This is a genomic window from Enterobacter cloacae complex sp. 2021EL-01169 (genome assembly GCF_020733125.1).
GTDB lineage: Bacteria > Pseudomonadota > Gammaproteobacteria > Enterobacterales > Enterobacteriaceae > Enterobacter > Enterobacter roggenkampii.
This window is the reverse complement of the sequence record NZ_JAJFTC010000007.1, coordinates 1-25221: the sequence shown is the minus strand read 5'-3', so window position 1 is coordinate 25221 and position 25221 is coordinate 1. Positions and strand designations below refer to the sequence as shown.

Sequence of the window (25221 nt, the reverse complement as noted above, 5' to 3'; positions counted from 1 at the left end):
CGGTTGCAGAGCGCGGAGCGTAGATTAATACTGAGTACGTAACGTCCCCTGTATCCAATAATAAGAGCCAAATATGAAACCATTTCGTCTGAGCAGTACCGCTGGTTGGCAAGCCAGCAAGGTTGTGAAGCTGATGTATGGAACAACGTGCGGCGCGTATGTGCCCGTAACAAACGTCTGACAGGAGATCTGCCATGTCTGCCAACCATGCTGCGTTTAATCTGATATTCCGTTTCGTCGAAAATTACGTCAGCCCGATAGCCGGGCGGATCTCTTCCCAGCGTCACGTTATGGCGATTCGTGACGGGTTCATCTCCGCGATGCCGTTTATGATTGTGGGTTCGTTTTTGTTAGTCTTTGCTTACCCACCTTTTTCGCCTGATACCACCTGGGGTTTCGCCCGCGCCTGGCTGGATATGGCGAAGCAGTTTGAAGGCCAAATCCTGACGCCGTTTGATATGACGATGGGCATCATGTCCATTTATATCTGTGCCGCCATTGCCTATAACCTTGGCAAACACTACGTCAAATCTCATCAGCTGGACCCCTTTATGTGCGCCATGCTGTCGCTGATGGCGTTTCTGCTGGTCGCGGCACCGAAAACCAAAGGCACGCTCCCTGTCGACAGTCTGGGGGGAACGGGCATTTTTACCGCGATTCTGGTGGCGATTTATTGCGTTGAGATGATGCGTTTCCTCAAAGCGCATAACATCGGCATTCGTCTGCCGGACCAGGTCCCGCCGATGATCAAAAACTCTTTTGATCTGCTGATCCCGGTGCTGGTGGTGGTGGTGACCCTTTATCCTCTGAGCCTGGTGATTCAGTCTCAGTTTGGCATGCTGATCCCGCAGGCCATTATGTCGGTCTTTAAACCTCTGGTTTCCGCGGCAGATTCCCTGCCTGCGATCCTGCTGGCCGTGTTGATTGGTCATCTGCTCTGGTTCGCCGGGATCCACGGTGCTGCTATCGTCTCCGGGATGCTGCAGATGTTCTGGCTGACGAACCTTGGCGCAAACCAGACCGCGCTGGCCGCCGGTCAGCCTTTGCCGCATATTTTTATGGAAGCGTTCTGGACGTTCTTTATCGTAATTGGCGGGTCGGGCGCCACGATGGGATTGGTGATTTGCTATCTGCGTAGCCGTTCAGCGCATTTACGCTCTATCGGGCGTTTGAGCGTAGTACCCAGCTTCTTTAACATCAACGAGCCGGTCATTTTCGGTACGCCAATCGTGATGAACCCGGTGTTTTTTATCCCGTTCCTGCTGGCACCGATGGTTAACGCCGTTCTGGCGTGGGCGGCGATGACGTTTGATTTGATAGGCCGCGTTATCTCCGTGGTCCCCTGGACGGCACCGGCACCGATAGGCGCAGCGTGGGCCCTGGGCTGGGATTTCCGCGCGGCGATTCTGGTTGTGGTTCTGGCCTGCGTATCGGCGATCATCTACTTCCCGTTCTTCAAAGTGTATGAGAAGCAGCTGCTGGAGCAGGAAGCGGAAGAAGCGCAGCGTAGCGCGGAAGAGGACAATCAGCAGGTGGCCTAGGTAAAAACAAAACGGCAACCCAGGTTGCCGTTTTTTGTTTTTGTAGGCCCGGTAAGCGAAGCGCCACCGGGCAAATCACTGCTTTACTTCAGCGTGCAATCCCCACACTGCTTAACGTCCGGCAGGCGATAGCGCTGGCAGCAGGTGCGGCGAACCAGAAGCCCATCACGGAGCACGACGGTACGGAATAGCGGGTTGTCACGGCCATCGGAAAGCTGCTTTGCAAAGAAACAGGACTGACGCAGGGCCTCAACGTTCTCATCACCGAGAAGCGGCTTCATTTCCGTTAAATACCAGTGGATTAAATAGCCCGTATTGCTCCAGATAAGCTTCCCGTTAATCTCTCCCGTCGCTTCCAGCGCTTCCACCACCGGGATCAGGGCCTGCGTGATGAGCCGCTCCATACGTTCCTGAGCAGTGAGGCGTTCAGCGCTGTGGTCTTCGTGGAGATCAATCCAGAAGCAGGCAGCACGTCCGGTTTCGTGAAACTCGACGTGGAAATTATCCGGCGAGAGTTCAAGCATGCTCTTCTGTGTTAACAGCGCCAGCATGAGCGGAGGCACCATCAGCCCGATATACCACTGCGCCCAGAGGGAGAGCAGGGGTTTATTTTCCCGCGTAAGGGTAGGCTGGTTGCGATAGATATGGTCGGAATAGGTGGCCAGCAGTGATTGCAGCTTAGACGGTTGGCGCCACTCTGAGAGCGTCATCGCGTGGGACGGGGGCGCTTCATCAAGCCGGATAAAGTCCAGCAGGTGGGCACGCGTTTCCGCAATCTTTTCCCGTATCGCATCTGCAAGCGAAGCATTCCCGCTGGTGAGCGGCGCTCGCCAGAGGAGAGGTTCGACGATGTGTGCGGTATGCGTGGCCATAGTATAGATAGAAATCTAAATGATAATGATTGCCAATCCTAACTATTGCTCATACCAATGGCAAGACTTTTGTCCTGGTGACCTCGTCGGTAGGTTTATGCCGTCTGAATCTCTTCGCTTAACAGAATGTTATTGCGTCCCATATGCTTTGCTTCATAGAGGGCTTTGTCCGCTTTTTCCAGCGCGCCTTCCACGTCTTCATCCTCAAAAATGGCGATGCCAATGCTGATAGTGACGTTTGTCGCGACGCTTTCGTTAAACAGATGCGGGATTTTCAAATCATACACTTTCTGACGGATCCGCTCGGCCGTCTGGCGAGCGTGTTCGAGTGAAATGTTGGTCAGCAGCACCATAAACTCTTCCCCACCAAAACGCGCCACAATATCGCGAGAACGTACGGCGTCACGGATTGCCGCAGAGACGCGCTTCAGCGCCTGGTCGCCCATCATATGGCCGTAATGGTCGTTATAGGCTTTGAAGTGGTCGATATCCATCAGCAGGACAAAGTGTTCGCCATTTTCTACCGTGGGCAGATTCTCCAGACGGCTTTGCAGACCGCGACGATTATAGAGCCCGGTAAGCGGGTCCATCATGCTGAGGTCGGTAAGGGTTTCTCGTTCTTCCAGAAGGCGAGAGAGCAGCTCCTGAGCGAAACGGTCGTTGCGTCTTTGCAAAATGTTATGAATAGCAATTGCCACCACAGGAAGTGCGAAAGAATAGGTCATTCGCAGCCATATATCGTGATCGCTTAACCACAGGCAGACAATAAAGGTGGGCAATGAATGCAGCGTAAACGCTTTGATATTACTGGCGAACGACAGCGTGCCGATAAAAAGTACCGTTAAAAGAGCAATTAGCAAATACGTCGCATGGTCCTGAGTAATTAAGGCGAATTTGGAGACAATTTGCCAGGCCCATAAAATACCGAAGATCGCTGAAACGACAGGAATATTTATCTTCCGCGCGCGCTTTCTCCAGTGCCAGACGAACAGGCCAGTACTGATGGCGAAAATAGCAATCAGAGGGGCAGAAAACAGGCGTACAGAATTGAGCGGATTTGTTACCGAGAACACTGCCGAGGTTGCGTTCAGAAATAAAAATAAACGTAACGATAATTGATATTTTCTGTGAACCAAAGACCGCCAGGATTGTGATGTCATAGTCGCGTGTTTTTATTAAAATTTAATTAAAACAGATAAATAGGTGTTATTTCGCAATAAAATATGCAAAAAACTCAAAGAGTAATTATCAGAAAATCTTTAGACGTTGTTAACAGGTGCGCAATTTATCACCTTAGACAATTCCTGTCATTACGGGAAAGGTAAAGGTCGATGGATTTTGATTCATTCAGCTGGCAAATGATAATTTTTGTTATATGATATTGGTTATCATTATCGTTGATAGAGGGAAAAGCATGTTGAACAGAGCGCTGGGCAGTGGTTGGGGGGTACTGCTACCGGGAGCCATTCTCGGCGGTTTGACGTTTGCCGATCTCTCTCTCGATACCTGGAAAGTCATCATCGCGTCAGGACTGTTAGTCACGTCAGGCATGATCTGGCATAAGCAGTTACGTCACTTTGTTTTACTGCCATCCTGTGTCGCGCTGGTCAGCGGAATTCTGGTGATACTAATGAGTTTGAAATAACAGGGATAAAGAAGAAATTCAGAGGGGTTGTAAGATAATTGGTGCGAGGGGGGGGACTCGAACCCCCACATCCGTAAGGACACTAACACCTGAAGCTAGCGCGTCTACCAATTCCGCCACCTTCGCACAGTCATCTTACTCTTTATTGCTATGTTGATATCGCCTCGTTGGTGCGAGGGGGGGGACTCGAACCCCCACATCCGTAAGGACACTAACACCTGAAGCTAGCGCGTCTACCAATTCCGCCACCTTCGCCCAGTGCGAGCAATATCATCGTGATTTATGGTGCGAGGGGGGGGACTCGAACCCCCACATCCGTAAGGACACTAACACCTGAAGCTAGCGCGTCTACCAATTCCGCCACCTTCGCATACCATCGATACTGTAAAAGTATCGTAACCACGGAGGCGCATTCTAGATGTTTTCAGCTTTACGTCAACAGAAAAGTGCGCGTGATGCCTTGATTGATGCAAAAATGGCCGATGGACGCGCCGTGTATAGCCGGATGGCGCTTTCGCTTATCCGGCCTACAGGGGAGGCGATTACTTTTTGGCCTGACGCGTCATCACGGTGCGGTAGACCTTAAAGCGGCCGGTCTGGGCGATAACTTCGTGGAAGCCAAAAGTTTCATCCAGCACTTTCGGGTATGCCAGGAAGGCGTTCGCGACGATACGCAGCTCACCGCCGCTGTTGAGGTGACGAACTGCGCCACGGATCAGCGCTTGTGCCGCTTCCAGGCTGGTCTCCATACCGTCGTGGAACGGCGGGTTAGAGATGATCATGTCGAAGCGACCGGTGATGTCGGAGAAGACGTTGCTGGCAATGACTTCGCCTTCAATGCCGTTTGCGGCAAGCGTTGCGCGGCTGGCTTCAACCGCCGGGGCGCTCACGTCACACAGGGTTAAGCGCACTTTTGGCGAATGGCTGGCGAGCACGGTAGAGAGCACGCCCGCACCGCAGCCTACGTCCAGCACTTTGCCTTTGGTGTGCGGCGTCAGGGTGGAAAGCAGCAGCTTGCTGCCCGTATCCAGCGCGTCACGGCTGAACACGCCCGGCAGGGTTTTGATGGTCAGGCCGTCAAGCTGGTACTCGTCCCAGTATGCCTGCGCATCAAACGTTGTCTGTTTTTCCAGACGGCCATGGTACAGACCACAGCGGCGAGCGCTGTCGACTTTATTCAGCGGCGCGTAGCCTTCCAGCAGCTGTTCCGCGCTACGCACGCCGCTGCGGTTTTCACCGACCACGAAAATATCGCAGCCGACTGGCAGCAGGGAGAGCAGGTTCATCAGCTGGAACTGGGCTTCCGGTTTATTCTTCGGCCAGTAGTAGATCAGCGTATCGCAGTCGGCGATATCGCTCTGCTCTGCCACCAGGCTAAAGCGCGCGCGCTCGCCCATCTGGCGGCTCAGCACCTGCCAGTGGTGGTAGTATTGGGTGTGGGCACGGCTTTCAGCACAGTCGAAACGCGCGGGCAGGTCATCCTGCATATCTCCGGCAAACAGAATACGGCTTTCTTCGAAATCATCACTGTGACGCAGCAAGACTTCACTTGCCGGGGTAAATGCAGACATGAATTGTTCCTCAATAAACTCAGGCGGGGATTATAGTAGGTAGATGGCGCACTTTCGACACATTTGCTATATTTGCGCGCCTGAGAGACAGGAGTTTTCCCTATGACATCCCGACGAGACTGGCAGTTGCAGCAGCTGGGCATCACCCAGTGGGCTTTGCGTCGCCCGACGGCGTTGCAGGGCGAAATCGCCATCTCCATCCCGGCGCACGTTCGCCTGGTGATGGTGGCGGAAGAACTGCCTGCCCTGAATGACCCCCTGATCGGTGATGTCCTTCGCAGCCTGAAGCTGACGGCCGACCAGGTTTTACCGCTGACGCCAGAGCGTGTCGCGATGCTGCCTCCTGATAGCCGCTGTAACAGCTGGCGTATCGGAGAGGCAAATGAGATCTCTCTTCAGGGGAGCCAGATCTGCTCGCCAGCGCTGGACGAACTGAAAGCCAACCCAAAAGCGCGCAGCGCGCTATGGCAACAAATCTGCGAATATGAACACGATTTCTTCCCTCACGACGCCTGACCTGTCCACCGCGTTCGCGATTGAAACACGCGCCCACGCGTTTCCGTGGAGCGAAAAAACCTTCGCCAGCAATCAGGGCGAACGGTATCTGAACTACCGCCTGGACGTTGACGGCACCATGGCCGCTTTCGCGATCACGCAGGTTGTTCTTGATGAAGCGACGCTGTTTAATATCGCGGTTGATCCCGCGTTTCAGCGCCGCGGGCTGGGAAGAGAACTGCTTGAGCATCTCATCCGTGAGCTCGAAACCCGTGACGTTTTCACCCTGTGGCTGGAGGTGCGCGCGTCGAATGTCGCCGCTATCGCGCTCTATGAAAGCTTAGGCTTTAACGAGGCGACAATCCGCCGTAACTACTACCCCACCGCAGAGGGACGTGAAGACGCCATCATAATGGCTCTGCCGATTGGATAATAAAAAATAAGGTTGTAACGATGAAATGGGACTGGATTTTCTTTGATGCCGACGAAACGCTGTTTACGTTCGACTCGTTCGGCGGCCTGCAGCGGATGTTTCTCGACTATAGCGTAACCTTCACCGCTGAAGATTTTCAGGACTATCAGGCGGTCAACAAACCGCTGTGGGTGGATTACCAGAACGGTGCCATCACCGCGTTACAGCTTCAGCACCAGCGCTTTGACGTCTGGGCGGAACGCTTAAAGGTCAGTCCGGGAACGCTGAACGAGGCTTTCCTCAACGCTATGGCCGATATTTGTGCGCCCCTGCCGGGCGCGGTTTCCCTGCTGAATGCGTTGAAAGGTAAGGTGAAACTGGGGATCATCACCAACGGTTTTACCGCCCTGCAGCAGATCCGCCTTGAGCGCACCGGCCTGCGCGATCATTTTGACGCGCTGGTGATCTCGGAAGAGGTTGGCGTGCCGAAGCCGGATCCGCGAATTTTCGACTACGCGCTGGCGCAGGCTGGCAATCCCGACCGCGATCGTGTCCTGATGGTGGGGGATACCGCAGAGTCAGATATTCTGGGCGGCATGAAGGCTGGTCTGTCGACCGTCTGGCTCAATGCGCATGGCCGCGTGAAGCCTGAAGGCATCGAGCCGACCTGGACCGTGACGTCGTTGAACGAACTGGAGCAACTCCTGTGTAAACAATGATTGCCTGCCCCCCGTTGATGGGTAAAATAGCCGCAATTTTGTATTCCATGATGCGTGGCGTGCTGCCGCGCTTATAAAAGAAGATTTAATTATGACGTTGTCTCCTTATCTGCAAGAGGTGGCCAAGCGCCGCACTTTTGCCATTATCTCGCACCCGGATGCCGGTAAAACGACCATCACTGAGAAGGTGTTGCTGTTCGGACAGGCGATTCAGACTGCGGGTACCGTTAAAGGCCGTGGCTCCAGCCAGCATGCAAAATCCGACTGGATGGAGATGGAAAAACAGCGTGGTATTTCGATTACCACCTCCGTGATGCAGTTCCCGTATCATGACTGCCTGGTGAACCTGCTGGACACCCCGGGCCACGAAGACTTCTCCGAAGATACCTACCGTACCCTGACGGCGGTGGACTGCTGTCTGATGGTGATCGACGCCGCGAAAGGTGTAGAAGATCGTACCCGTAAGCTGATGGAAGTGACCCGTCTGCGCGATACGCCGATCCTCACCTTCATGAACAAACTCGACCGTGACATCCGCGATCCGATGGAGCTGATGGATGAAGTGGAAAACGAGCTGAAGATCGCCTGTGCGCCAATCACCTGGCCAATTGGCTGCGGTAAGCTGTTCAAAGGGGTTTATCACCTCTATAAAGACGAAACTTACCTGTATCAGACCGGTAAAGGCCACACCATTCAGGAAGTGCGCATCGTGAAAGGTCTGGACAACCCGGATCTGGACGCGGCGGTCGGCGAAGAGCTGGCCGCGCAGCTGCGCGACGAGCTGGAGCTGGTCAAGGGCGCGTCTCACGAATTCGACAAAGAGCTGTTCCTGAGCGGCGAAATTACCCCGGTCTTCTTCGGTACCGCACTGGGTAACTTCGGCGTTGACCACATGCTCGACGGTCTGGTGGAGTGGGCGCCGCAGCCGATGCCGCGCAAAACCGACACCCGTGAAGTGGAAGCGAAAGAAGAGAAGTTCACCGGCTTCGTGTTTAAGATTCAGGCCAACATGGACCCGAAACACCGTGACCGCGTGGCCTTTATGCGCGTGGTGTCCGGTAAATATGAAAAGGGCATGAAGCTGCGCCAGGTGCGTATCGGGAAAGACGTTGTCATCTCCGACGCGCTGACCTTTATGGCGGGTGACCGTTCGCACGTTGAAGAGGCCTATCCGGGCGACATCATCGGGCTGCACAACCACGGCACCATCCAGATCGGTGATACCTTCACCCAGGGCGAAATGATGAAGTTCACCGGTATTCCGAACTTCGCGCCGGAGCTGTTCCGCCGCATTCGTCTGCGCGATCCGCTTAAGCAGAAACAGCTGCTGAAAGGCCTGGTTCAGCTCTCCGAAGAGGGCGCCGTGCAGGTGTTCCGCCCGATTGCGAACAACGATCTGATCGTGGGTGCGGTCGGCGTGCTGCAGTTTGACGTGGTCGTTGCGCGCCTGAAGAGCGAATACAACGTAGAAGCGATTTACGAATCGGTGAACGTCGCGACCGCGCGCTGGGTTGAGTGTTCTGACGTGAAGAAATTCGAAGAATTCAAGCGTAAGAATGAAGTTCAGCTGGCGCTGGATGGCGGCGATAACCTGACCTATATCGCGCCAACGATGGTCAACCTGAACCTGACGCAGGAACGTTATCCGGACGTTCAGTTCCGTAAAACCCGCGAGCACTAATCCCCTCTCAGAGCACGGCATTCGCCGTGCTCTTCTTTATTTCCTGTCTTATTAATCCCTTGCGGAATGTTCTTAATTCAACGCAATTTCACGCTATTCGCCCATTTTTTACCCAATTCTGAAAGCGGCTCTGTGAGAGTGATCTATATTTAACTCAGTGTTTAACACCGGGCGTGGATAAATTAACTGTTCAATGCATGACTTTAGGTTATCCATTTTGCTCGCGTGTTTATTCGCAATATATATCACTAATAAGGAAGTACGTAGCCCGAATAACGGGTCAACACAGGAATAGATCGATGAATATGACAAGACTGAAGATTTCTAAAACTCTGCTGGCTGTAACACTGGGTAGCGTTCTGGTGAGCGGCTCCGCCCTGGCGGAAAGCAGCACCATGGATAAAGCACAATCCACGGCCGATAGCGCAGGGCAAAAAATCGATAGCTCTATGAATAAAGTCGGCAATTTCATGGATGACAGCTCTATCACAGCAAAAGTGAAGGCCGCACTGGTGGATGATGAAGCCATCAAGAGCACCGATATTTCCGTTAAGACCGACAAGAAAGTGGTCACGCTGAGCGGCTTTGTTGAAAGCCAGGCTCAGGCTGAACAGGCGGTGAAAGTGGCGAAAGGCGTCGAAGGCGTCGCCTCCGTCAGCGATAAGCTGCACGTGCGTGACGGCAAAAACGCGTCGGTGAAAGGTTATGCCGGTGATGCAGCCACCACCAGCGAAATCAAAGCTAAACTTTTAGCAGATGACATCGTGCCGTCCCGTAAGGTGAAAGTGGAAACCACCGATGGCGTGGTTCAGCTTTCCGGTACGGTAGATTCGCAGGCGCAAAGTGAACGTGCCGAGTCCATCGCGAAAGCGATTGATGGTGTGAAAAGTGTTAAAAACGATCTGAAAACGAAGTAAATCTCGACCATTCGCCCGTCTGGCTAAACCCTGCGGGCGAAATAAGAACGACTCTGGAAAAACGCCGGTGAGTGACCTGAGCGCTCACGTTTAGCGGCCGACATTAACTATGGTAAAGGAGAAGCTTATGTTTCGTTGGGGCATTATATTTCTGGTTATCGCGTTAATTGCCGCCGCATTGGGCTTTGGTGGACTGGCAGGTACAGCGGCATGGGCAGCTAAAATTGTCTTCGTTGTGGGTATTATTCTGTTCCTGGTCAGCCTGTTTACAGGGCGTCGACGTCCATAGCAAACGCAATATTCCTTCAACAAAATAAAGCCAGTCACTGTGACTGGCTTTTTCTTATTTGCGTAACAGGTCGGGTGCGTTACTGTGGTGTTATAAAATAATCAAAACAGGAAAGCAGAGGTGGGGCAACGAATTCCCGTTACGCTCGGCAACATTGCGCCGCTGACGTTAAAACCGTTTCGCGCGGGTCAACTCGCGCTGGTCTGCGAGGGTGGCGGACAGCGCGGCATTTTCACCGCTGGCGTGCTGGACGAATTTATGCGCGCGCAGTTCAACCCCTTTGACCTTTACTTCGGCACCTCTGCCGGGGCGCAGAACCTCTCTGCCTATGTCTGTAACCAGCCCGGCTACGCGCGAAAGGTCATCATGCGCTACACCACGGCGAAAGAATTTTTTAACCCGGTGCGGTTTGTGCGCGGCGGCAACCTGATCGATCTCGACTGGCTGCTGGAGTCAACCTCCAGCCAGATGCCGCTGGCCATGGATACTGCCGCCCGTCTGTTTGATAGCGGTAAAGAATTCTGGATGTGCGCCAGCCGGGGCGATGACTATTCCCCGGGCTATTTTTCGCCTCAGAAAGAGAACTGGCTGGACATTATCCGTGCCTCCAGCGCGATCCCCGGCTTTTATCGTACCGGTGCCCTGCTGGACGGTATTAGCTATCTGGATGGGGGGATCAGTGACGCGGTGCCGGTGCAGGAAGCCGCCCGTCGCGGGGCGAAAACCATTGTGGTGATCCGTACCGTACCGTCGCAAATGTATTACACCCCGCAGTGGTTTAAGCGGATGGAGCGCTGGCTGGGCGACAGCAGCCTGCAGCCGCTGGTGAACATCGCGAAGCAGCATGAAACCACCTACGGCGCGATGCAGCGCTTCATTGAGAAACCGCCGGGCAAGCTGCGTATTTTTGAAATCTATCCGCCTAAGCCGCTGCTGAGCATGGCGCTGGGCAGTCGCGTTCCTGCGCTGCGCATGGATTACAAAACGGGGCGGCTGTGTGGGCGCTACTTCCTGGCGACGGTGGGTAAAATGCTGGCGGAGCAGCCGCCGCTTCATCGTCATAAACGCATTATTACGCCGCCTGCGATTGTCGCCAACGACGCCCTGACGGTGCCCCTGGTGGACATTCCGCAGGCGAATGACGCTTTACTGGATAACGAGGATCTGGCGTGATGCACCGCTTTGTCGATACCCATTGCCACTTTGATTTCCCGCCGTTTACGGGAGATGAAGAGCAAAGCATTGCGAAAGCGGCCGAGGCAGGCGTTCAGGCCATTATTGTGCCTTCAGTGGAAGCGGCTTACTTTTCCCGCGTGCTGGATCTTTCCACGCGTCACCCTGCGCTCTATGCGGCGCTCGGCCTGCATCCGATCGTGATTGAGCGGCATCGGAATGAGGACATTGAGCGACTTGATGAGATAGTGCAGACCGCAGGCGACAAGCTTGTCGCCATCGGTGAGATCGGCCTCGATCTTTATCGCGAGCATCCGCATTTTGAGCGCCAGCAGACGATCCTCGACGCGCAGCTCAGGCTGGCGAAGCGTCACGATCTGCCGGTGATCCTTCATTCAAGACGCACACACGATAAGCTGGCAATGCACCTGAAGCGTATCGATTTGCCGCGTAAGGGCGTCGTGCATGGTTTCTCAGGCAGCCTGCAGCAGGCGCAGCGTTTTATCGAGCTGGGCTACAAAATCGGCGTTGGGGGCACCATCACCTATCCGCGCGCCAGCAAAACCCGGGACGTGATGGCACAGCTGCCGCTGTCGGCGCTTCTGCTGGAAACCGACGCGCCGGACATGCCGCTGAACGGTTTTCAGGGCCAGCCGAATCGTCCGGAACAGGCGGCGCGCGTGTTTGCCACCCTGTGCGAACTGCGAAAAGAGACTGAAGAGGCCATAGCCGGTGCGCTGCTGGAAAATACGCGTTCGGTATTTGGCATCACGCTATAGATAAAGCGCCGGACGGATCACCGTTATCTTCTGTTTTTCCAGCGCCCGCGCCAGCGGTTCAACGTCTTCCGGCGTGGCGCTGCGCCATGACGCCGCCTCACCGTACACGCCATGCGCATGAAACGCGTTGAGGCGCACCGGCACGTTTCCAAGCCCGTGGATAAACGCCGTCAGCGGCTTCAGATGTTCCAGATAATCACACTGTTCCGGAATCACCAGCAGGCGGAGCTCCGTTAAACGATTACGATCTGCCAGCCAGCGGATACTCTGCTTGATCTGCGGGTTTTCGCGCCCGGTCAGGAAGCGGTGGTGTTCGTTCCCCCATGCTTTCAGGTCCAGCATCGCGCCATCCAGTACCGGCAGCAGCTTTTGCCAGCCGGTTTCGCTTAACAAACCGTTGCTGTCGACCAGGCAGGTCAGATGATTCAGGTCGGGATCGGCTTTGATCGCGGTGAACAGCGTCACTAAAAACGGTAATTGCGTTGTGGCCTCACCGCCGCTCACGGTGATCCCCTCGATAAACGGTGCGGATTTGCGGATCTGTGAAAGGATCTCCTCCACGCTCAGGCGGTGCGCCATGGGCGTTGCCTGCTGCTGGCACAGGAGCAGGCAGGTGTCGCACTGCTGGCAGTCACTCTCCTGCCACCAGACGCGTCCCGCCTGTATGGTCAGCGCGTCGTGCGGGCAGTGGGGCACGCAGTCCCCGCAGTCGTTGCAGCGGCCGATCGTCCACGGGTTGTGGCAGGTTTTACAGCGCAGGTTGCAGCCCTGCAGGAACAGGGCCAGGCGGCTGCCCGGCCCGTCCACGCAGGAAAAAGGGATGACCTGACTAACTAAAGCGCATCTGCTGTTCATGGCTTATCACGCGCGGCTGACGTTCCAGAATACGGGTATTGCGCGCGGCTTCTTCACCCAGCCAGGTGGTATTGGTGCGCGATCCGGCTTCCCGGTACTTCTCCAGATCTGACAACCGCACCATATAACCGGTGACGCGCACCAGATCGTTACCCGCGACGTTGGCGGTAAACTCGCGCATCCCCGCCCTGAACGCGCCGAGACAGAGCTGGACCACCGCCTGCGGGTTACGTTTTACCGTCTCATCCAGCGTCAAAATATCGCTGATCCCGGAAGCGTAGTGCTTGTGGTGCGGCGCCACCGCCAGCAGGTGGCTGATGGGATCCGGCTCGTCGCCGTAGGGCAGGCGCGCGCCCGGCGTGGTGCCCGAATCGGAGCTGATCCCCGACTGCGCATGCAGCATCGCGCGCTGCTTCCAGCCGTGTTTCACCGGCGTGTTTTCGACAAACGCCGCAAGCTGTTCGCTGATGCGATAGCCCAGCGCGTTGGCCTGCTCGTCTTTGCCGTAACGCCCAGTCATCCCGGCTTTCTCACAGAGCACGTTTACCGCTTCTGCCAGGCCGTACATGCCAAACATTGGCACAAACCGATCGGCATCAATCAGCCCCTCTTTCACCAGGAAGCTATTCTCAAAGAAGCCGGATTGTTGATACAGGAAATCGCAGCGGGCATCGATGATGGCCATTTGCTGCTGGCAGTAATGCGGGAGGGCGCGGCTGAAGAAGTCTTCCATTGACGTACTGTGTTCGGCGATGGCCTTGAGGTTGAGGCGCACCAGGGTGCTGCCACCGCCTGCCAGAGGCAGGGAGTTGTAACAGCTCACTACGCCGTAATGGCCTTTTGTGAAAATTTTATCATTCACCGGGCCATTAGAAATATGCGGTTTACTGCATTCACATATGTTTTTCGCCACCTCAAGCAGCAAATCATCCGGGGTGATCGCTGGGTCATAAATAAAGGTCAGGTTCGGCACGACCTGCTTCAGCTCTGCATCGGCACGCAGAATGGCGCGCGTGACGGGGGTATCTTCCGGCCCGATATTGGCATGCATAAAGGCATCGGGCAGCGTACGGTCGAGATAGCGCCAGAAACGTTTTATTCGGCTATTGATTTCTTCTTGTGTTAGAATTCTAACATAAGGTTGCAGCAACGCATCAAGCTGACCGAGATAGACCGGCATCGATGTGACGGACGGAACATGGTGGTAGAGGATGGTTAACAGTGAGAGGGCGTCGTCGAGATCTTTTGCCCCTTCCAGCTCCAGCCATTCTGAACCATTAGCCAGAAATTTTGCGTAATCCGGCAGAACGTAACGGGGTTTGTAAGGCGCATGGCCTTCGAACATGTCGCAGATGAACCCCTCGTCCAGCGCGGCGCGCGCAGCTTCAGGAAGTGCCGGATACGGCAGGTAGTTTTCCGCTTCCAGCGCCAGAAAATGACGTTTTTGTTCCGGGGATAACGCCGGGCTTGTCACAATCTGCTGGCAACGTTGTTGCAGGGCGTCGGGGCTGGAGTGGGACATGTTCGCTTCCTTGAGTGTTCTGCGGATGATGAACGGATTGTAGAAAGCCTGCCTGTCGGCACTTTTGATCCGACAGGGGGTATCGCTGCTTTAGTCCGCAATATGCGCGCTAAAGTTTGAAGAAGATCGCATTACAGCAATGCAAATTTGCACGCAGTTTTCATTAACTGTGATGAATGTCGAAGTGTGGATGCGGGTGGATGTTAGAATACTCACAGACCCGCAAGGTAAAATTTATACGGCACTGCCGTTGGAGAATGTTATGACCGATTTAACTGCAAGCAGCCTGCGCGCGTTGAAACTGATGGACCTGACTACCCTGAACGATGACGACACCAATGAGAAAGTCATCGCTCTGTGCCATCAGGCGAAAACGCCGGTGGGCAACACCGCAGCCGTCTGTATCTACCCGCGCTTTATCCCGATTGCCCGTAAGACGCTGAAAGAGCAGGGCACCCCGGACGTGCGCATTGCAACCGTCACTAACTTCCCGCATGGCAACGATGATATCGAGATTGCGCTGGCAGAAACCCGCGCGGCGATTGCCTACGGCGCAGACGAAGTGGACGTGGTGTTCCCGTACCGCGCGCTGATCGCCGGCAACGAGCAGGTCGGTTTTGACCTGGTGAAGGCCTGTAAAGACGCGTGTGCGGCGGCAAACGTGCTGCTGAAAGTGATCATCGAAACCGGCGAGCTGAAAGAAGAGGCGCTGATTCGTAAAGCCTCTGAAATCTCCATCAAAGCCGGTGCGGATTTCATTAAAACCTCTACCGGTAAAGTACCGGTAAATGCGACCCCGGAAAGCGCGCGCATCATGATGGAAGTGATCCGCGACATGGGCGTGTCCAAAACCGTTGGCTTCAAACCTGCGGGCGGCGTGCGTACCGCGGAAGACGCGCAGCAGTTCCTGGCGATTGCCGACGAACTGTTCGGCGCCGACTGGGCCGATTCCCGTCACTACCGCTTCGGCGCCTCCAGCCTGCTGGCCAGCCTGCTGAAAGCGCTGGGTCACGGCGACGGTAAGAGCGCAAGCAGCTACTAAGTTTGAATTGCCGGGTGGCGCTACGCTTACCCGGCCTACCCGGATCGTGGTCGGGTAAACCGTACCCGCCACCATTCACCCGATTCCTCATGGGGGTTACCGTGTTTCTCGCACAAGAAATTATTCGTAAAAAACGTGATGGTCATGCATTAAGCGACGAAGAGATCCGCTTCTTCATCAACGGCATTCGTGATAACACCGTCTCAGAAGGGCAGATTGCGGCTCTGGCGATGACCATTTTCTTCCACGATATGTCGATGCCTGAGCGCGTGTCGCTGACCATGGCGATGCGAGATTCAGGAACCGTTCTGGACTGGAAAAGCCTCAACCTTAACGGCCCTATTGTGGATAAACACTCCACCGGCGGCGTGGGCGACGTGACCTCCCTGATGCTTGGCCCCATGGTGGCCGCCTGCGGCGGTTACGTTCCGATGATCTCCGGGCGCGGCCTGGGCCACACCGGCGGTACGCTCGACAAACTGGAAGCCATTCCGGGCTTCGATATCTTCCCGGATGACAACCGCTTCCGCGACATTATTAAAGACGTTGGTGTGGCGATTATCGGCCAGACCAGCTCTCTTGCTCCGGCAGACAAGCGTTTCTACGCGACCCGCGACATCACCGCGACCGTTGACTCCATCCCGCTGATCACCGCCTCTATCCTGGCGAAGAAGCTGGCAGAAGGGCTGGACGCGCTGGTGATGGACGTGAAGGTAGGCAGCGGCGCGTTTATGCCAACCTATGAACTCTCTGAGGCGCTGGCCGAAGCGATCGTTGGCGTCTCCAACGGCGCGGGCGTGCGCACTACCGCACTGCTCACCGACATGAACCAGGTGCTGGCGTCCAGCGCCGGTAACGCCGTCGAAGTGCGTGAAGCCGTCCAGTTCCTGACGGGCGAATACCGCAACCCGCGTCTGTTCGACGTCACCATGGCGCTGTGCGTGGAGATGTTAATCTCCGGCAAGCTGGCCAAAGACGACGCTGACGCCCGCGCGAAGCTACAGGCGGTGCTGGACAACGGCAAAGCGGCGGAGATCTTTGGCCGCATGGTTGCGGCGCAGAAAGGCCCGACCGACTTCGTCGAAAACTATGCGAAGTACCTGCCGACCGCGACGCTCAGCAAAGCGGTGTATGCCGACAGCGAAGGGTTTGTCTCGGCAATGGATACCCGCGCGCTGGGTATGGCGGTCGTGTCTATGGGCGGCGGCCGTCGTCAGGCGTCAGATACCATTGATTACAGCGTCGGCTTCACCGATATGGCCCGTCTGGGCGACAGCGTTGACGGCCAACGTCCGCTGGCGGTGATCCACGCCAAAGATGAAGCCAGCTGGCAGGAAGCGGCGAAAGCGGTGAAGGCGGCTATTACGCTTGACAATAAAGCGCCGGAAACCACACCGACTGTCTATCGCCGTATCACCGAATAGCGGTATACTGATCTGATCGATAATTTTTGAAGCACTACGTACGGAGAACAATTATGAAACGTGCATTTATTATGGTGCTGGACTCATTCGGCATCGGCGCAACCGAAGATGCGGAACGTTTTGGTGACGTGGGTTCCGATACCATGGGTCACATCGCGGAAGCCTGTGCGAAAGGCGAAGCGGATAACGGTCGTAAAGGCCCTCTGACTCTACCTAACCTGACCCGCCTCGGGCTGGTGAAAGCGCATGAAGGTTCTACCGGTAAAATCGCAGCCGGTATGGATGCTAACGCGGAAGTGGTGGGCGCCTATGCCTGGGCGCACGAGCTCTCCTCCGGTAAAGACACCCCGTCTGGCCACTGGGAAATCGCCGGTGTGCCGGTGCTGTTCGACTGGGGTTATTTCTCCGATCACGAGAACAGCTTCCCGCAGGAGCTGCTCGATAAGCTAGTGAAGCGTGCCAACCTGCCGGGCTATCTCGGCAACTGCCACTCCTCCGGTACCGTGATTCTGGACCAGCTCGGCGAAGAGCACATGAAAACCGGCAAGCCGATTTTCTACACCTCCGCTGACTCCGTGTTCCAGATTGCCTGCCACGAAGAGACGTTTGGCCTGGATAAACTCTACGAGCTGTGCGAAATCGCCCGTGAAGAGCTGACCGAAGGCGGCTACAACATTGGCCGCGTGATCGCGCGTCCATTTATCGGCGACAAGGCGGGTAACTTCCAGCGTACCGGTAACCGTCACGATCTGGCCGTTGAGCCGCCGGCGCCAACCGTGCTGCAGAAGCTGGTCGATGAGAAAGACGGCCACGTGGTGTCCGTGGGCAAAATCGCGGATATCTACGCTAACTGCGGCATCACCAAAAAGGTCAAAGCGACCGGACTCGATGCGCTGTTCGATGCCACCATCAAAGAGATGAAAGAAGCGGGCGACAAGACCATTGTCTTCACCAACTTCGTCGACTTCGACTCCTCCTGGGGTCACCGTCGCGACGTAGCGGGTTATGCTGCGGGTCTTGAGCTGTTCGACCGCCGCCTGCCGGAGCTGATGGAGCTGGTGGGTGAAGATGACATTCTGATCCTGACCGCGGACCACGGCTGCGATCCAACCTGGACCGGTACCGATCACACCCGTGAGCACATTCCGGTGCTGGTGTACGGCCCGAAAGTGAAGCCGGGTTCGCTGGGTCACCGTGAAACCTTCGCGGACATTGGCCAGACCCTGGCGAAATACTTTGGTACGTCTGACATGGAATATGGCAAGGCCATGTTCTGATGTCATTGCCCGGTGGCGCTTCGCTTACCGGGCCTACGGTTTTGTAGGCCGGGTAAGGCGTAGCCGCCACCCGGCAAAAACAACAAGTTAAAAGGAACTGAAGATGGCAACTCCTCACATTAATGCAGAAATGGGTGATTTCGCTGACGTCGTATTGATGCCGGGCGACCCGCTGCGCGCGAAGCACATTGCAGAAACCTTCCTGGAAGACGTGCGTGAAGTGAACAACGTTCGCGGCATGCTGGGCTTCACGGGTACTTATAAAGGCCGCAAAATCTCCGTTATGGGCCACGGCATGGGTATCCCATCCTGCTCCATCTACACCAAAGAGCTGATCACCGATTTCGGTGTGAAGAAAATCATCCGCGTGGGCTCCTGCGGTGCGGTGCGTATGGACGTTAAGCTGCGTGACGTGGTGATCGGCATGGGCGCGTGTACCGACTCTAAAGTCAACCGCATCCGCTTTAAGGATCATGACTTTGCGGCCATCGCTGACTTTGACATGGTGCGTAACGCGGTTGACGCGGCAAAAGCGCTGGGCGTTGACGCGCGCGTGGGCAACCTGTTCTCTGCCGATCTGTTCTACTCGCCAGAAGGCGACATGTTCGACGTGATGGAAAAATACGGCATCCTGGGCGTGGAAATGGAAGCGGCCGGTATCTACGGCGTAGCGGCTGAATTCGGTGCGAAAGCGCTGACCATCTGCACCGTATCTGACCATATCCGTACCCACGAGCAGACTACCGCTGCCGAGCGTCAGACCACCTTCAACGACATGATCAAAATCGCGCTGGAATCCGTTCTGCTGGGCGATAAAGAGTAAGAGCTGTTATGCCGGGTGGCGGCCTCGCCTGACCCGGCCTACGGTTTTGTAAGCCCGCTAAGCGCAGCGCAAGCGGGCTTTTTTACTAGCGCACGGCCTGTGCAACCCATGCTGACAAATCCCTTAACTCTTTTTCCTGCTCCGGAAAATCGCCGATCAGCGCATCACACTCCTGCTGCAACATATCCGCCCGATACAAACAGCCCTGCAGACGAGCGGCTAACGCCTCTAACGGTGCCGGATTGAGACTATCCGTAAAGACCTGCGTGCGGGTGATATGGCCTTTCTCCACGTCGAAGTGCAGCTCCACGCCGCCCCAGGTAAACCGTTCGTCCAGCAGATGGGAAAAGGCAGGGGCCTGACCGAAGTTCCACTCCCAGCTGCTCTGGCGCGCAAAGGTTTCCGCGAAGTTGGGCAGGTCCGGGGTTTTGTCAGGGGAGATCGCTTCAGCTTCTACCCGCTCGCCGTAATGTTCGAAGAAGGCTTCACGAATCGCATCGCAAATCTGCTCGTGAGTAATCCCGGGCAGCAGTTCCACCAGATTCGCCACGCGCCCGCGCACGGAGGTGATGCCCTTAGCCTGAAGCTTTTTCTTATCTGGATTAAGGTAGTTAGCCAGACGGCTGAGATCGGCGTTCAGCAGCAGGGTACCGTGGTGGAATCCGCGATCCATCGTTTCGCGATAGGCAGAGCCGGATACCTTGCGGTCGCCATCGGGCGTTTTGACCACCAGATCGTTACGTCCGGAGGCTTCAGCCGTCACGCCGAGCGAATTGAGCGCGTTGAGGACGATGGACGTTGAGATGGTTTTGTCGTATTCCGGTTTGCCCGCCATAAAGGTAAAGCAGGTATTGCCTAGATCGTGGAATACCGCGCCGCCGCCGCTGCTGCGGCGCGCCAGACGGACGTTGTCCTCTTCCATACGGCGGGTGTTGCACTCTTTCCACGGGTTTTGCGCACGACCAATAACCACCGTATCGGCATTGCGCCAGAGAAACAGTACGCGCTGGGTGGCAGGCATCTGGCGGAAGATGCACTCCTCCACCGCCAGGTTAAACCAGGGATCGTAAGAATCAGAGATAAGCAGGCGTAACGTCGACATGGCAGAGTTCCTTTTCCGAATCATCCGCCTACTTTATCACTATTCTTTCTTCTCGCTCTCTTCGTCTTCAGGGACGGATTTGCTGGCGGTCAGCAGGAACGGGGATTGCTGCCAGCGCGTGCGCTTGCCGCGAAGCAGGGTACGCGCCAGCACAACGCCGATGGCGAGTGAAAGCAGCAGCATCAGGCGTAGAATGTTGGTGGTATTATCGACCTGTTTGGCTTCAGTGGGCAGGGTGTGGGTATCAAGGGTGAGGCGCAGATAGCCCAGCGGGCCATTCTTCCCCTGAATAGGTTCAACAAGCTGTTGGTTGAAGTAGCCGCCGGCTTTTTTGCCGTCCAGCGCCAGCCTGTCTCGCACGTCGACGTGCTCACCCGCGCGGGCAATCAGGTTGCCTTGCTCATCATAGACACCGGCATCAAGAATGCGGCTGTTCTCCGTGAGCATGCGTAAAACCTGGCCTATCCGCTTCTCGTCAGGCGTTTCGTTACGCATGGACGGCGCGACGTTGAGCGTGACCTGGCGTGCCAGCGTGCGGGCCAGCTCTTCAAACTGCGGGTTGCGTTGCCGTTGATGGTTCTGGCTAAACCACGATGCCCCTTGCATCAGCACCACTAAGAGTGCGAGACAGGAAAGGACAATCACGGCGCGATGGAGCCGGAATTTCAGTTTTGCGCGAGCCATATTCCACCTGCTGAAAATTTACGGCTTAATGTTGCCAGAAGTGATGGTTACAGGGTAGCCTCATGCGTTATTTTCCCTCTGCAACCTTCCGGCGCGAACGAAATTACAGGAGCTTTAATGCCGAACATTACCTGGTGTGACCTGCCAACGGATGTCTCTTTATGGCCAGGATTGCCGCTCTCTTTAAGTGGCGATGAGGTGATGCCTCTGGATTACCACGCCGGTCGTAGCGGCTGGCTGCTGTACGGACGCGGTCTGGATAAGCAACGCCTGACCCAGTATCAAACCAAACTGGGAGCCGCGATGGTCATCGTCGCCGCCTGGTGCGTGGAAGACTACCAGGTCATTCGCCTGGCGGGCTCTCTGACGCAGCGCGCCACGCGCCTGGCGCATGACGCCGGGCTGGACGTCGCGCCATTGGGTAAAATTCCACACCTGAAAACGCCGGGCCTGCTGGTTATGGACATGGACTCTACCGCCATTCAGATCGAGTGTATCGACGAAATTGCGAAGCTGGCGGGCAGCGGCGAGCTGGTGGCGGAAGTCACCGAGCGTGCGATGCGCGGTGAGCTGGATTTCACCGCCAGCCTGCGCCAGCGCGTGGCGACCCTGAAAGGGGCCGATGCCAACATTCTGCGCCAGGTGCGCGACGTGCTGCCGCTGATGCCAGGGCTGACGCAGCTGGTGCTGAAGCTGCAGTCCCTCGGCTGGAAGGTGGCGATCGCCTCCGGTGGCTTCACCTTCTTCGCGGATTATCTGCGGGAAAAACTGCATCTGACCACCGTGGTGGCCAACGAGCTGGAGATCATGGACGGCAAGCTGACCGGCCAGGTGATCGGCGATATTGTGGATGCCCAGTACAAAGCCAATACGCTGACGCGCCTCGCGGAAAAATATGAGATTCCGGTTGTCCAGACCGTCGCTATCGGGGACGGCGCGAACGACCTGCCGATGATCAAAGCGGCCGGTCTGGGCATTGCCTACCATGCCAAGCCAAAAGTGAATGAAAAGACGGAAGTGACTATCCGTCACGCTGACCTGATGGGGGTGTTCTGCATTCTCTCCGGCAGCCTTAATCAGAAATAACGGTCTGCTTTGTAGGCCGGGTAAGCGTAAGCGCCACCCGGCTCGCAGGCCGCAGAGAAATAACGAGGTAAACCGTGGCGAAAGCTCCAAAACGCGCATTTGTCTGTAATGAATGTGGTGCGGATTATCCGCGCTGGCAGGGGCAATGTAGCGCCTGCCATGCCTGGAACACCATCACCGAAGTGCGTGGTGTGGCGGCTTCGCCGAGCGTGGCGCGCAATGAACGCCTGAGTGGCTATGCGGGCAATGCGGGCGTGTCGAAGGTACAAAAACTTTCAGACATCAGCCTGGAGGCGCTGCCGCGCTTCTCCACCGGCTTCAAGGAATTTGACCGCGTGCTCGGCGGCGGCGTGGTGCCGGGCAGCGCGATCCTGATCGGCGGTAACCCGGGCGCGGGTAAATCGACTCTGCTGCTGCAAACGCTTTGCAAGCTCGCCGAACAGATGAAAACCCTGTACGTCACGGGCGAAGAATCACTCCAGCAGGTGGCGATGCGCGCGCACCGCCTGGGCCTGCCGACCGGCAACCTGAACATGCTGTCGGAAACCAGCATCGAGCAGATCTGCATGATCGCCGAAGAAGAGCAGCCGAAGCTGATGGTGATCGACTCCATCCAGGTGATGCACATGGCGGACATTCAGTCCTCGCCGGGCAGCGTCGCGCAGGTGCGTGAAACCGCGGCCTACCTGACGCGCTTTGCCAAAACGCGCGGCGTGGCGATTGTGATGGTGGGTCACGTGACCAAAGACGGCTCGCTGGCGGGACCGAAGGTGCTTGAACACTGTATCGACTGCTCCGTGATGCTCGACGGCGACGCAGACTCTCGCTTCCGTACCCTGCGCAGCCATAAAAACCGCTTTGGGGCGGTTAACGAACTGGGCGTGTTTGCCATGACCGAACAGGGGCTGCGCGAAGTCAGCAACCCGTCGGCCATCTTCCTGAGCCGGGGAGATGAGATCACCTCCGGCAGTTCGGTGATGGTGCTGTGGGAAGGGACGCGCCCGCTGCTCGTCGAAATTCAGGCACTGGTGGATCACTCGATGATGGGCAACCCGCGGCGCGTGGCGGTCGGTCTGGAACAGAACCGCCTGGCAATCCTGCTGGCGGTGCTGCACCGTCACGGCGGGCTGCAGATGGCGGATCAGGACGTCTTCGTGAACGTGGTCGGCGGCGTCAAAGTCACCGAGACCAGCGCAGACCTGGCGCTGCTGCTGGCGATGGTCTCCAGCCTGCGCGACAGACCGCTGCCGCAGGATCTGGTCGTCTTTGGCGAAGTGGGCCTTGCCGGGGAAATCCGTCCGGTGCCGAGCGGGCAGGAGCGAATCTCCGAGGCGGCAAAACACGGTTTCCGTCGCGCGATCGTTCCCGCCGCCAACGTGCCGAAAAAAATCCCGGAAGGGATGCAGGTTTTTGGCGTGAAGAAACTCGCAGATGCGTTAAATGTCTTTGACGACTTATAATTACGTATTCGATTTTGCAGGAGGCACCGTAATTTATGTCATCATTTGACTACATCAAGACCGCTATCCGCCAGAAAGGCTGCACGTTGCAGCAGGTGGCAGACGCCAGCGGCATGACCAAAGGCTACCTGAGCCAACTGCTGAACGCCAAAATCAAAAGCCCCAGCGCGCAGAAGCTGGAAGCGCTGCACCGCTTTCTGGGGCTGGAATTCCCGCGTATGCAAAAGAACATCGGCGTGGTGTTCGGCAAGTTTTACCCGCTACATACCGGGCATATCTATCTGATCCAGCGCGCCTGTAGCCAGGTGGACGAGCTGCACATCATCATGGGGTACGACGAAACCCGCGATCGTCAGCTGTTTGAAGACAGCGCCATGTCGCAGCAGCCGACCGTGCCGGACCGTCTGCGCTGGCTGCTTCAGACCTTCAAGTACCAGAAAAACATTCGCATTCATGCCTTTAACGAAGAGGGTATGGAGCCGTACCCGCACGGCTGGGACGTGTGGAGCAACGGCATCAAAGCGTTTATGGAAGAGAAGGGCATTGCGCCTAACTGGATCTACACCTCTGAAGAGTCCGACGCGCCGCAGTTCCGCGAGCATCTGGGCATCGAGACGGTGCTGATCGACCCGAAACGCACCTTCATGAACATCAGCGGGGCGCAGATCCGCGAAAACCCGTTCCGCTACTGGGATTACATTCCGACCGAAGTGAAGCCGTTCTTTGTGCGCACCGTCGCGATCCTGGGCGGCGAGTCGAGCGGTAAATCGACGCTGGTCAACAAGCTGGCGAACATCTTCAACACCACCAGCGCGTGGGAGTACGGCCGTGACTATGTCTTCTCGCACCTGGGTGGCGACGAGATGGCGCTGCAGTATTCCGACTACGACAAAATCGCGCTCGGTCACGCTCAGTACATTGATTTCGCGGTGAAATACGCCAACAAGGTGGCGTTTATCGATACCGATTTTGTCACCACCCAGGCGTTCTGCAAAAAATACGAAGGGCGCGAGCACCCGTTCGTGCAGGCGCTGATTGACGAATATCGCTTTGACCTGGTGATCCTGCTGGAAAACAACACCCCGTGGGTGGCCGACGGCATGCGCAGCCTCGGCAGCTCGGTGGACAGGCGGGAATTCCAGTCCATGCTGGTGGAGATGCTCAACGAAAACAACGTTGAGTTTGTGCACGTTGAAGAGTCAGACTACGACTCCCGTTTCCTGCGCTGCGTCGAACTGGTGAAGGAGATGATGGGGGAGCAGGGGTAAGCGTTAACCGCCCTCTCCCTTTGGGAGAGGGCCGGAGTGAGGGAATCAGTCCACTCAGAACTCAACCACCACTTTCCCACGCATATGCCCGTCCAGCACCTTGCGGTGCGCCTCGGTAATGCTTTCCACGCTCAGCCCGTGCAGCGTTTCACTCAGTGAGCTTTCGACCACGCCGTTATCCACCAGCTTCGCGACTTCGTCCAGGATCTCTCCCTGACGCGCCATATCAGCGGTCTGGTACATGCTGCGGGTGTACATAAATTCCCAGTGCAGGGCGGCGGATTTCGACTTCAGCTTGTCCTGGTTCAGCGGGTGTTCATTCTCCACGATAGAACAGATATGCCCCTGCGGTGCAATCAGGTCGCTGACCGCATCCCAGTGACCGTCGGTGTCGTTGAGGATGAAAATGTAATCCACAAAGGTCAGCCCGTGCTTCGCCAGTTCGCCTTTCAGATCGCGGTAGTTCACCACCACATCTGCACCGCGATCGCGGCACCACCGGGCGGAATCTTCTCGGGACGCGGTTGCGATCACCTTTACCTTGCTGTTGTGCTTCGCAAACGGGATCGCCAGCGATCCCACCC

General features: G+C 56.3%; 25 protein-coding genes and 3 tRNA genes. 17 read left to right on the top strand and 11 right to left on the bottom strand.

Annotated elements, in window-relative coordinates; translation table 11 throughout:
- The first annotated feature begins 194 nt into the window (after positions 1-194).
- A complete protein-coding gene (locus LLF79_RS16910; protein WP_008502084.1) occupies positions 195-1541 on the top strand; it encodes a PTS cellobiose transporter subunit IIC in 1347 nt (448 codons plus the stop codon).
- Between the two features lie 83 nt (positions 1542-1624).
- On the opposite strand, the gene fhuF is transcribed toward LLF79_RS16910, so the two are convergent.
- Complete coding sequence (gene fhuF / locus LLF79_RS16905; RefSeq protein ID WP_021240589.1) at positions 1625-2413, bottom strand: siderophore-iron reductase FhuF; 789 nt, start codon at positions 2411-2413, stop codon at positions 1625-1627.
- 95 nt (positions 2414-2508) lie between these two features.
- Entirely contained in the window at positions 2509-3573 is a 1065-nt protein-coding gene (locus LLF79_RS16900) for a GGDEF domain-containing protein (protein ID WP_227879942.1), read from the bottom strand.
- 215 nt (positions 3574-3788) lie between these two features.
- On the opposite strand from LLF79_RS16900, the gene LLF79_RS16895 reads away from it, so the two are divergent.
- A complete protein-coding gene (locus tag LLF79_RS16895) occupies positions 3789-4058 on the top strand; it encodes a DUF1435 domain-containing protein (RefSeq protein ID WP_175441116.1) in 270 nt (89 codons plus the stop codon).
- Between the two features lie 39 nt (positions 4059-4097).
- Here the strand turns inward: LLF79_RS16895 and LLF79_RS16890 are convergent.
- The 4 genes from LLF79_RS16890 to rsmC form a co-directional block, all read right to left on the bottom strand.
- Positions 4098-4184: transfer RNA gene (locus tag LLF79_RS16890), tRNA-Leu, on the bottom strand.
- Positions 4185-4226: 42 nt separating this feature from the next.
- Positions 4227-4313: transfer RNA gene (locus tag LLF79_RS16885), tRNA-Leu, on the bottom strand.
- A 28-nt stretch (positions 4314-4341) separates the two neighbouring features.
- Positions 4342-4428 (bottom strand) — tRNA-Leu (locus tag LLF79_RS16880).
- A 172-nt stretch (positions 4429-4600) separates the two neighbouring features.
- Complete coding sequence (gene rsmC, locus LLF79_RS16875) at positions 4601-5629, bottom strand: 16S rRNA (guanine(1207)-N(2))-methyltransferase RsmC (protein ID WP_008502080.1); 1029 nt, start codon at positions 5627-5629, stop codon at positions 4601-4603.
- 102 nt (positions 5630-5731) lie between these two features.
- On the opposite strand from rsmC, the gene LLF79_RS16870 reads away from it, so the two are divergent.
- The 8 genes from LLF79_RS16870 (at position 5732) to LLF79_RS16835 (ending at position 12094) form a co-directional block, all read left to right on the top strand.
- Positions 5732-6145, top strand: coding sequence for a DNA polymerase III subunit psi (locus LLF79_RS16870; RefSeq protein ID WP_008502079.1), 414 nt, complete (start codon positions 5732-5734; stop codon positions 6143-6145).
- Positions 6114-6557: a ribosomal protein S18-alanine N-acetyltransferase gene (rimI, locus tag LLF79_RS16865; RefSeq protein WP_008502078.1), complete on the top strand. Its 444-nt coding sequence runs from the start codon at positions 6114-6116 to the stop codon at positions 6555-6557. Before LLF79_RS16870 ends, rimI begins: the two co-directional genes overlap by 32 nt.
- A 20-nt stretch (positions 6558-6577) precedes the next feature.
- A complete protein-coding gene (gene yjjG, locus LLF79_RS16860) occupies positions 6578-7255 on the top strand; it encodes a pyrimidine 5'-nucleotidase (RefSeq protein WP_008502077.1) in 678 nt (225 codons plus the stop codon).
- Between the two features lie 91 nt (positions 7256-7346).
- The gene (gene prfC, locus LLF79_RS16855) at positions 7347-8936 is read left to right on the top strand and encodes a peptide chain release factor 3 (protein ID WP_008502076.1); all 1590 of its coding nucleotides are present in this window, start codon (positions 7347-7349) and stop codon (positions 8934-8936) included.
- Between the two features lie 299 nt (positions 8937-9235).
- Positions 9236-9853, top strand: coding sequence for a molecular chaperone OsmY (gene osmY / locus LLF79_RS16850; protein ID WP_008502075.1), 618 nt, complete (start codon positions 9236-9238; stop codon positions 9851-9853).
- Between the two features lie 127 nt (positions 9854-9980).
- Positions 9981-10142, top strand: a complete 162-nt coding sequence (locus LLF79_RS16845) for a DUF1328 domain-containing protein (protein ID WP_003856556.1) — start codon at positions 9981-9983, stop codon at positions 10140-10142.
- Positions 10143-10262: 120 nt separating this feature from the next.
- Positions 10263-11315, top strand: coding sequence for a patatin family protein (locus LLF79_RS16840; RefSeq protein WP_008502074.1), 1053 nt, complete (start codon positions 10263-10265; stop codon positions 11313-11315).
- Positions 11312-12094 (top strand): TatD family hydrolase, encoded by a 783-nt coding sequence (locus LLF79_RS16835; RefSeq protein WP_227879936.1) that lies wholly within the window; start codon positions 11312-11314, stop codon positions 12092-12094. The genes LLF79_RS16840 and LLF79_RS16835 overlap by 4 nt, the downstream gene beginning before the upstream one ends.
- Here the strand turns inward: LLF79_RS16835 and LLF79_RS16830 are convergent.
- Both LLF79_RS16830 and LLF79_RS16825 read right to left on the bottom strand, forming a co-directional pair.
- Positions 12089-12949, bottom strand: a complete 861-nt coding sequence (locus LLF79_RS16830; RefSeq protein WP_227879931.1) for a YjjW family glycine radical enzyme activase — start codon at positions 12947-12949, stop codon at positions 12089-12091. The two genes, LLF79_RS16835 and LLF79_RS16830, sit on opposite strands and share 6 nt — an antisense overlap.
- Positions 12924-14471, bottom strand: coding sequence for a YjjI family glycine radical enzyme (locus LLF79_RS16825; RefSeq protein WP_227879929.1), 1548 nt, complete (start codon positions 14469-14471; stop codon positions 12924-12926). Before LLF79_RS16825 ends, LLF79_RS16830 begins: the two co-directional genes overlap by 26 nt.
- Before the next feature lie 262 nt (positions 14472-14733).
- Between LLF79_RS16825 and deoC the strand changes: the two genes are divergently transcribed.
- The 4 genes from deoC to deoD all read left to right on the top strand — a co-directional run bounded on the left by deoC (position 14734) and on the right by deoD (position 19037).
- Positions 14734-15513, top strand: coding sequence for a deoxyribose-phosphate aldolase (gene deoC, locus LLF79_RS16820; RefSeq protein ID WP_003856543.1), 780 nt, complete (start codon positions 14734-14736; stop codon positions 15511-15513).
- 101 nt (positions 15514-15614) lie between these two features.
- Positions 15615-16937: a thymidine phosphorylase gene (deoA, locus tag LLF79_RS16815; protein WP_032635526.1), complete on the top strand. Its 1323-nt coding sequence runs from the start codon at positions 15615-15617 to the stop codon at positions 16935-16937.
- Between the two features lie 53 nt (positions 16938-16990).
- Positions 16991-18214: a phosphopentomutase gene (gene deoB / locus LLF79_RS16810; protein WP_023326663.1), complete on the top strand. Its 1224-nt coding sequence runs from the start codon at positions 16991-16993 to the stop codon at positions 18212-18214.
- A 103-nt stretch (positions 18215-18317) separates the two neighbouring features.
- A complete protein-coding gene (gene deoD, locus LLF79_RS16805; protein ID WP_003856538.1) occupies positions 18318-19037 on the top strand; it encodes a purine-nucleoside phosphorylase in 720 nt (239 codons plus the stop codon).
- A gap of 85 nt (positions 19038-19122) precedes the next feature.
- Here the strand turns inward: deoD and lplA are convergent, their stop codons facing one another.
- Complete coding sequence (lplA, locus tag LLF79_RS16800) at positions 19123-20139, bottom strand: lipoate--protein ligase LplA (RefSeq protein WP_039023920.1); 1017 nt, start codon at positions 20137-20139, stop codon at positions 19123-19125.
- Between the two features lie 39 nt (positions 20140-20178).
- On the bottom strand, positions 20179-20823 hold the full coding sequence (locus tag LLF79_RS16795) for a YtjB family periplasmic protein (RefSeq protein WP_227879927.1): 645 nt from the start codon (positions 20821-20823) through the stop codon (positions 20179-20181).
- 117 nt (positions 20824-20940) lie between these two features.
- Between LLF79_RS16795 and serB the strand changes: the two genes are divergently transcribed.
- The 3 genes from serB (at position 20941) to nadR (ending at position 24637) form a co-directional block, all read left to right on the top strand.
- Positions 20941-21909 carry a phosphoserine phosphatase gene (gene serB / locus LLF79_RS16790; RefSeq protein ID WP_008502066.1) on the top strand — a complete coding sequence of 323 codons (969 nt, stop codon included), beginning with the start codon at positions 20941-20943 and terminating at the stop codon, positions 21907-21909.
- Between the two features lie 74 nt (positions 21910-21983).
- Positions 21984-23369 (top strand): DNA repair protein RadA, encoded by a 1386-nt coding sequence (gene radA, locus LLF79_RS16785; protein ID WP_003856523.1) that lies wholly within the window; start codon positions 21984-21986, stop codon positions 23367-23369.
- A 35-nt stretch (positions 23370-23404) separates the two neighbouring features.
- Positions 23405-24637, top strand: a complete 1233-nt coding sequence (gene nadR, locus LLF79_RS16780; protein ID WP_006810194.1) for a multifunctional transcriptional regulator/nicotinamide-nucleotide adenylyltransferase/ribosylnicotinamide kinase NadR — start codon at positions 23405-23407, stop codon at positions 24635-24637.
- 54 nt (positions 24638-24691) lie between these two features.
- On the opposite strand, the gene LLF79_RS16775 is transcribed toward nadR, so the two are convergent.
- Positions 24692-25221 (bottom strand): zinc-binding dehydrogenase (locus tag LLF79_RS16775; RefSeq protein WP_227879925.1); only part of this gene is annotated, 530 nt, incomplete at its 5' end.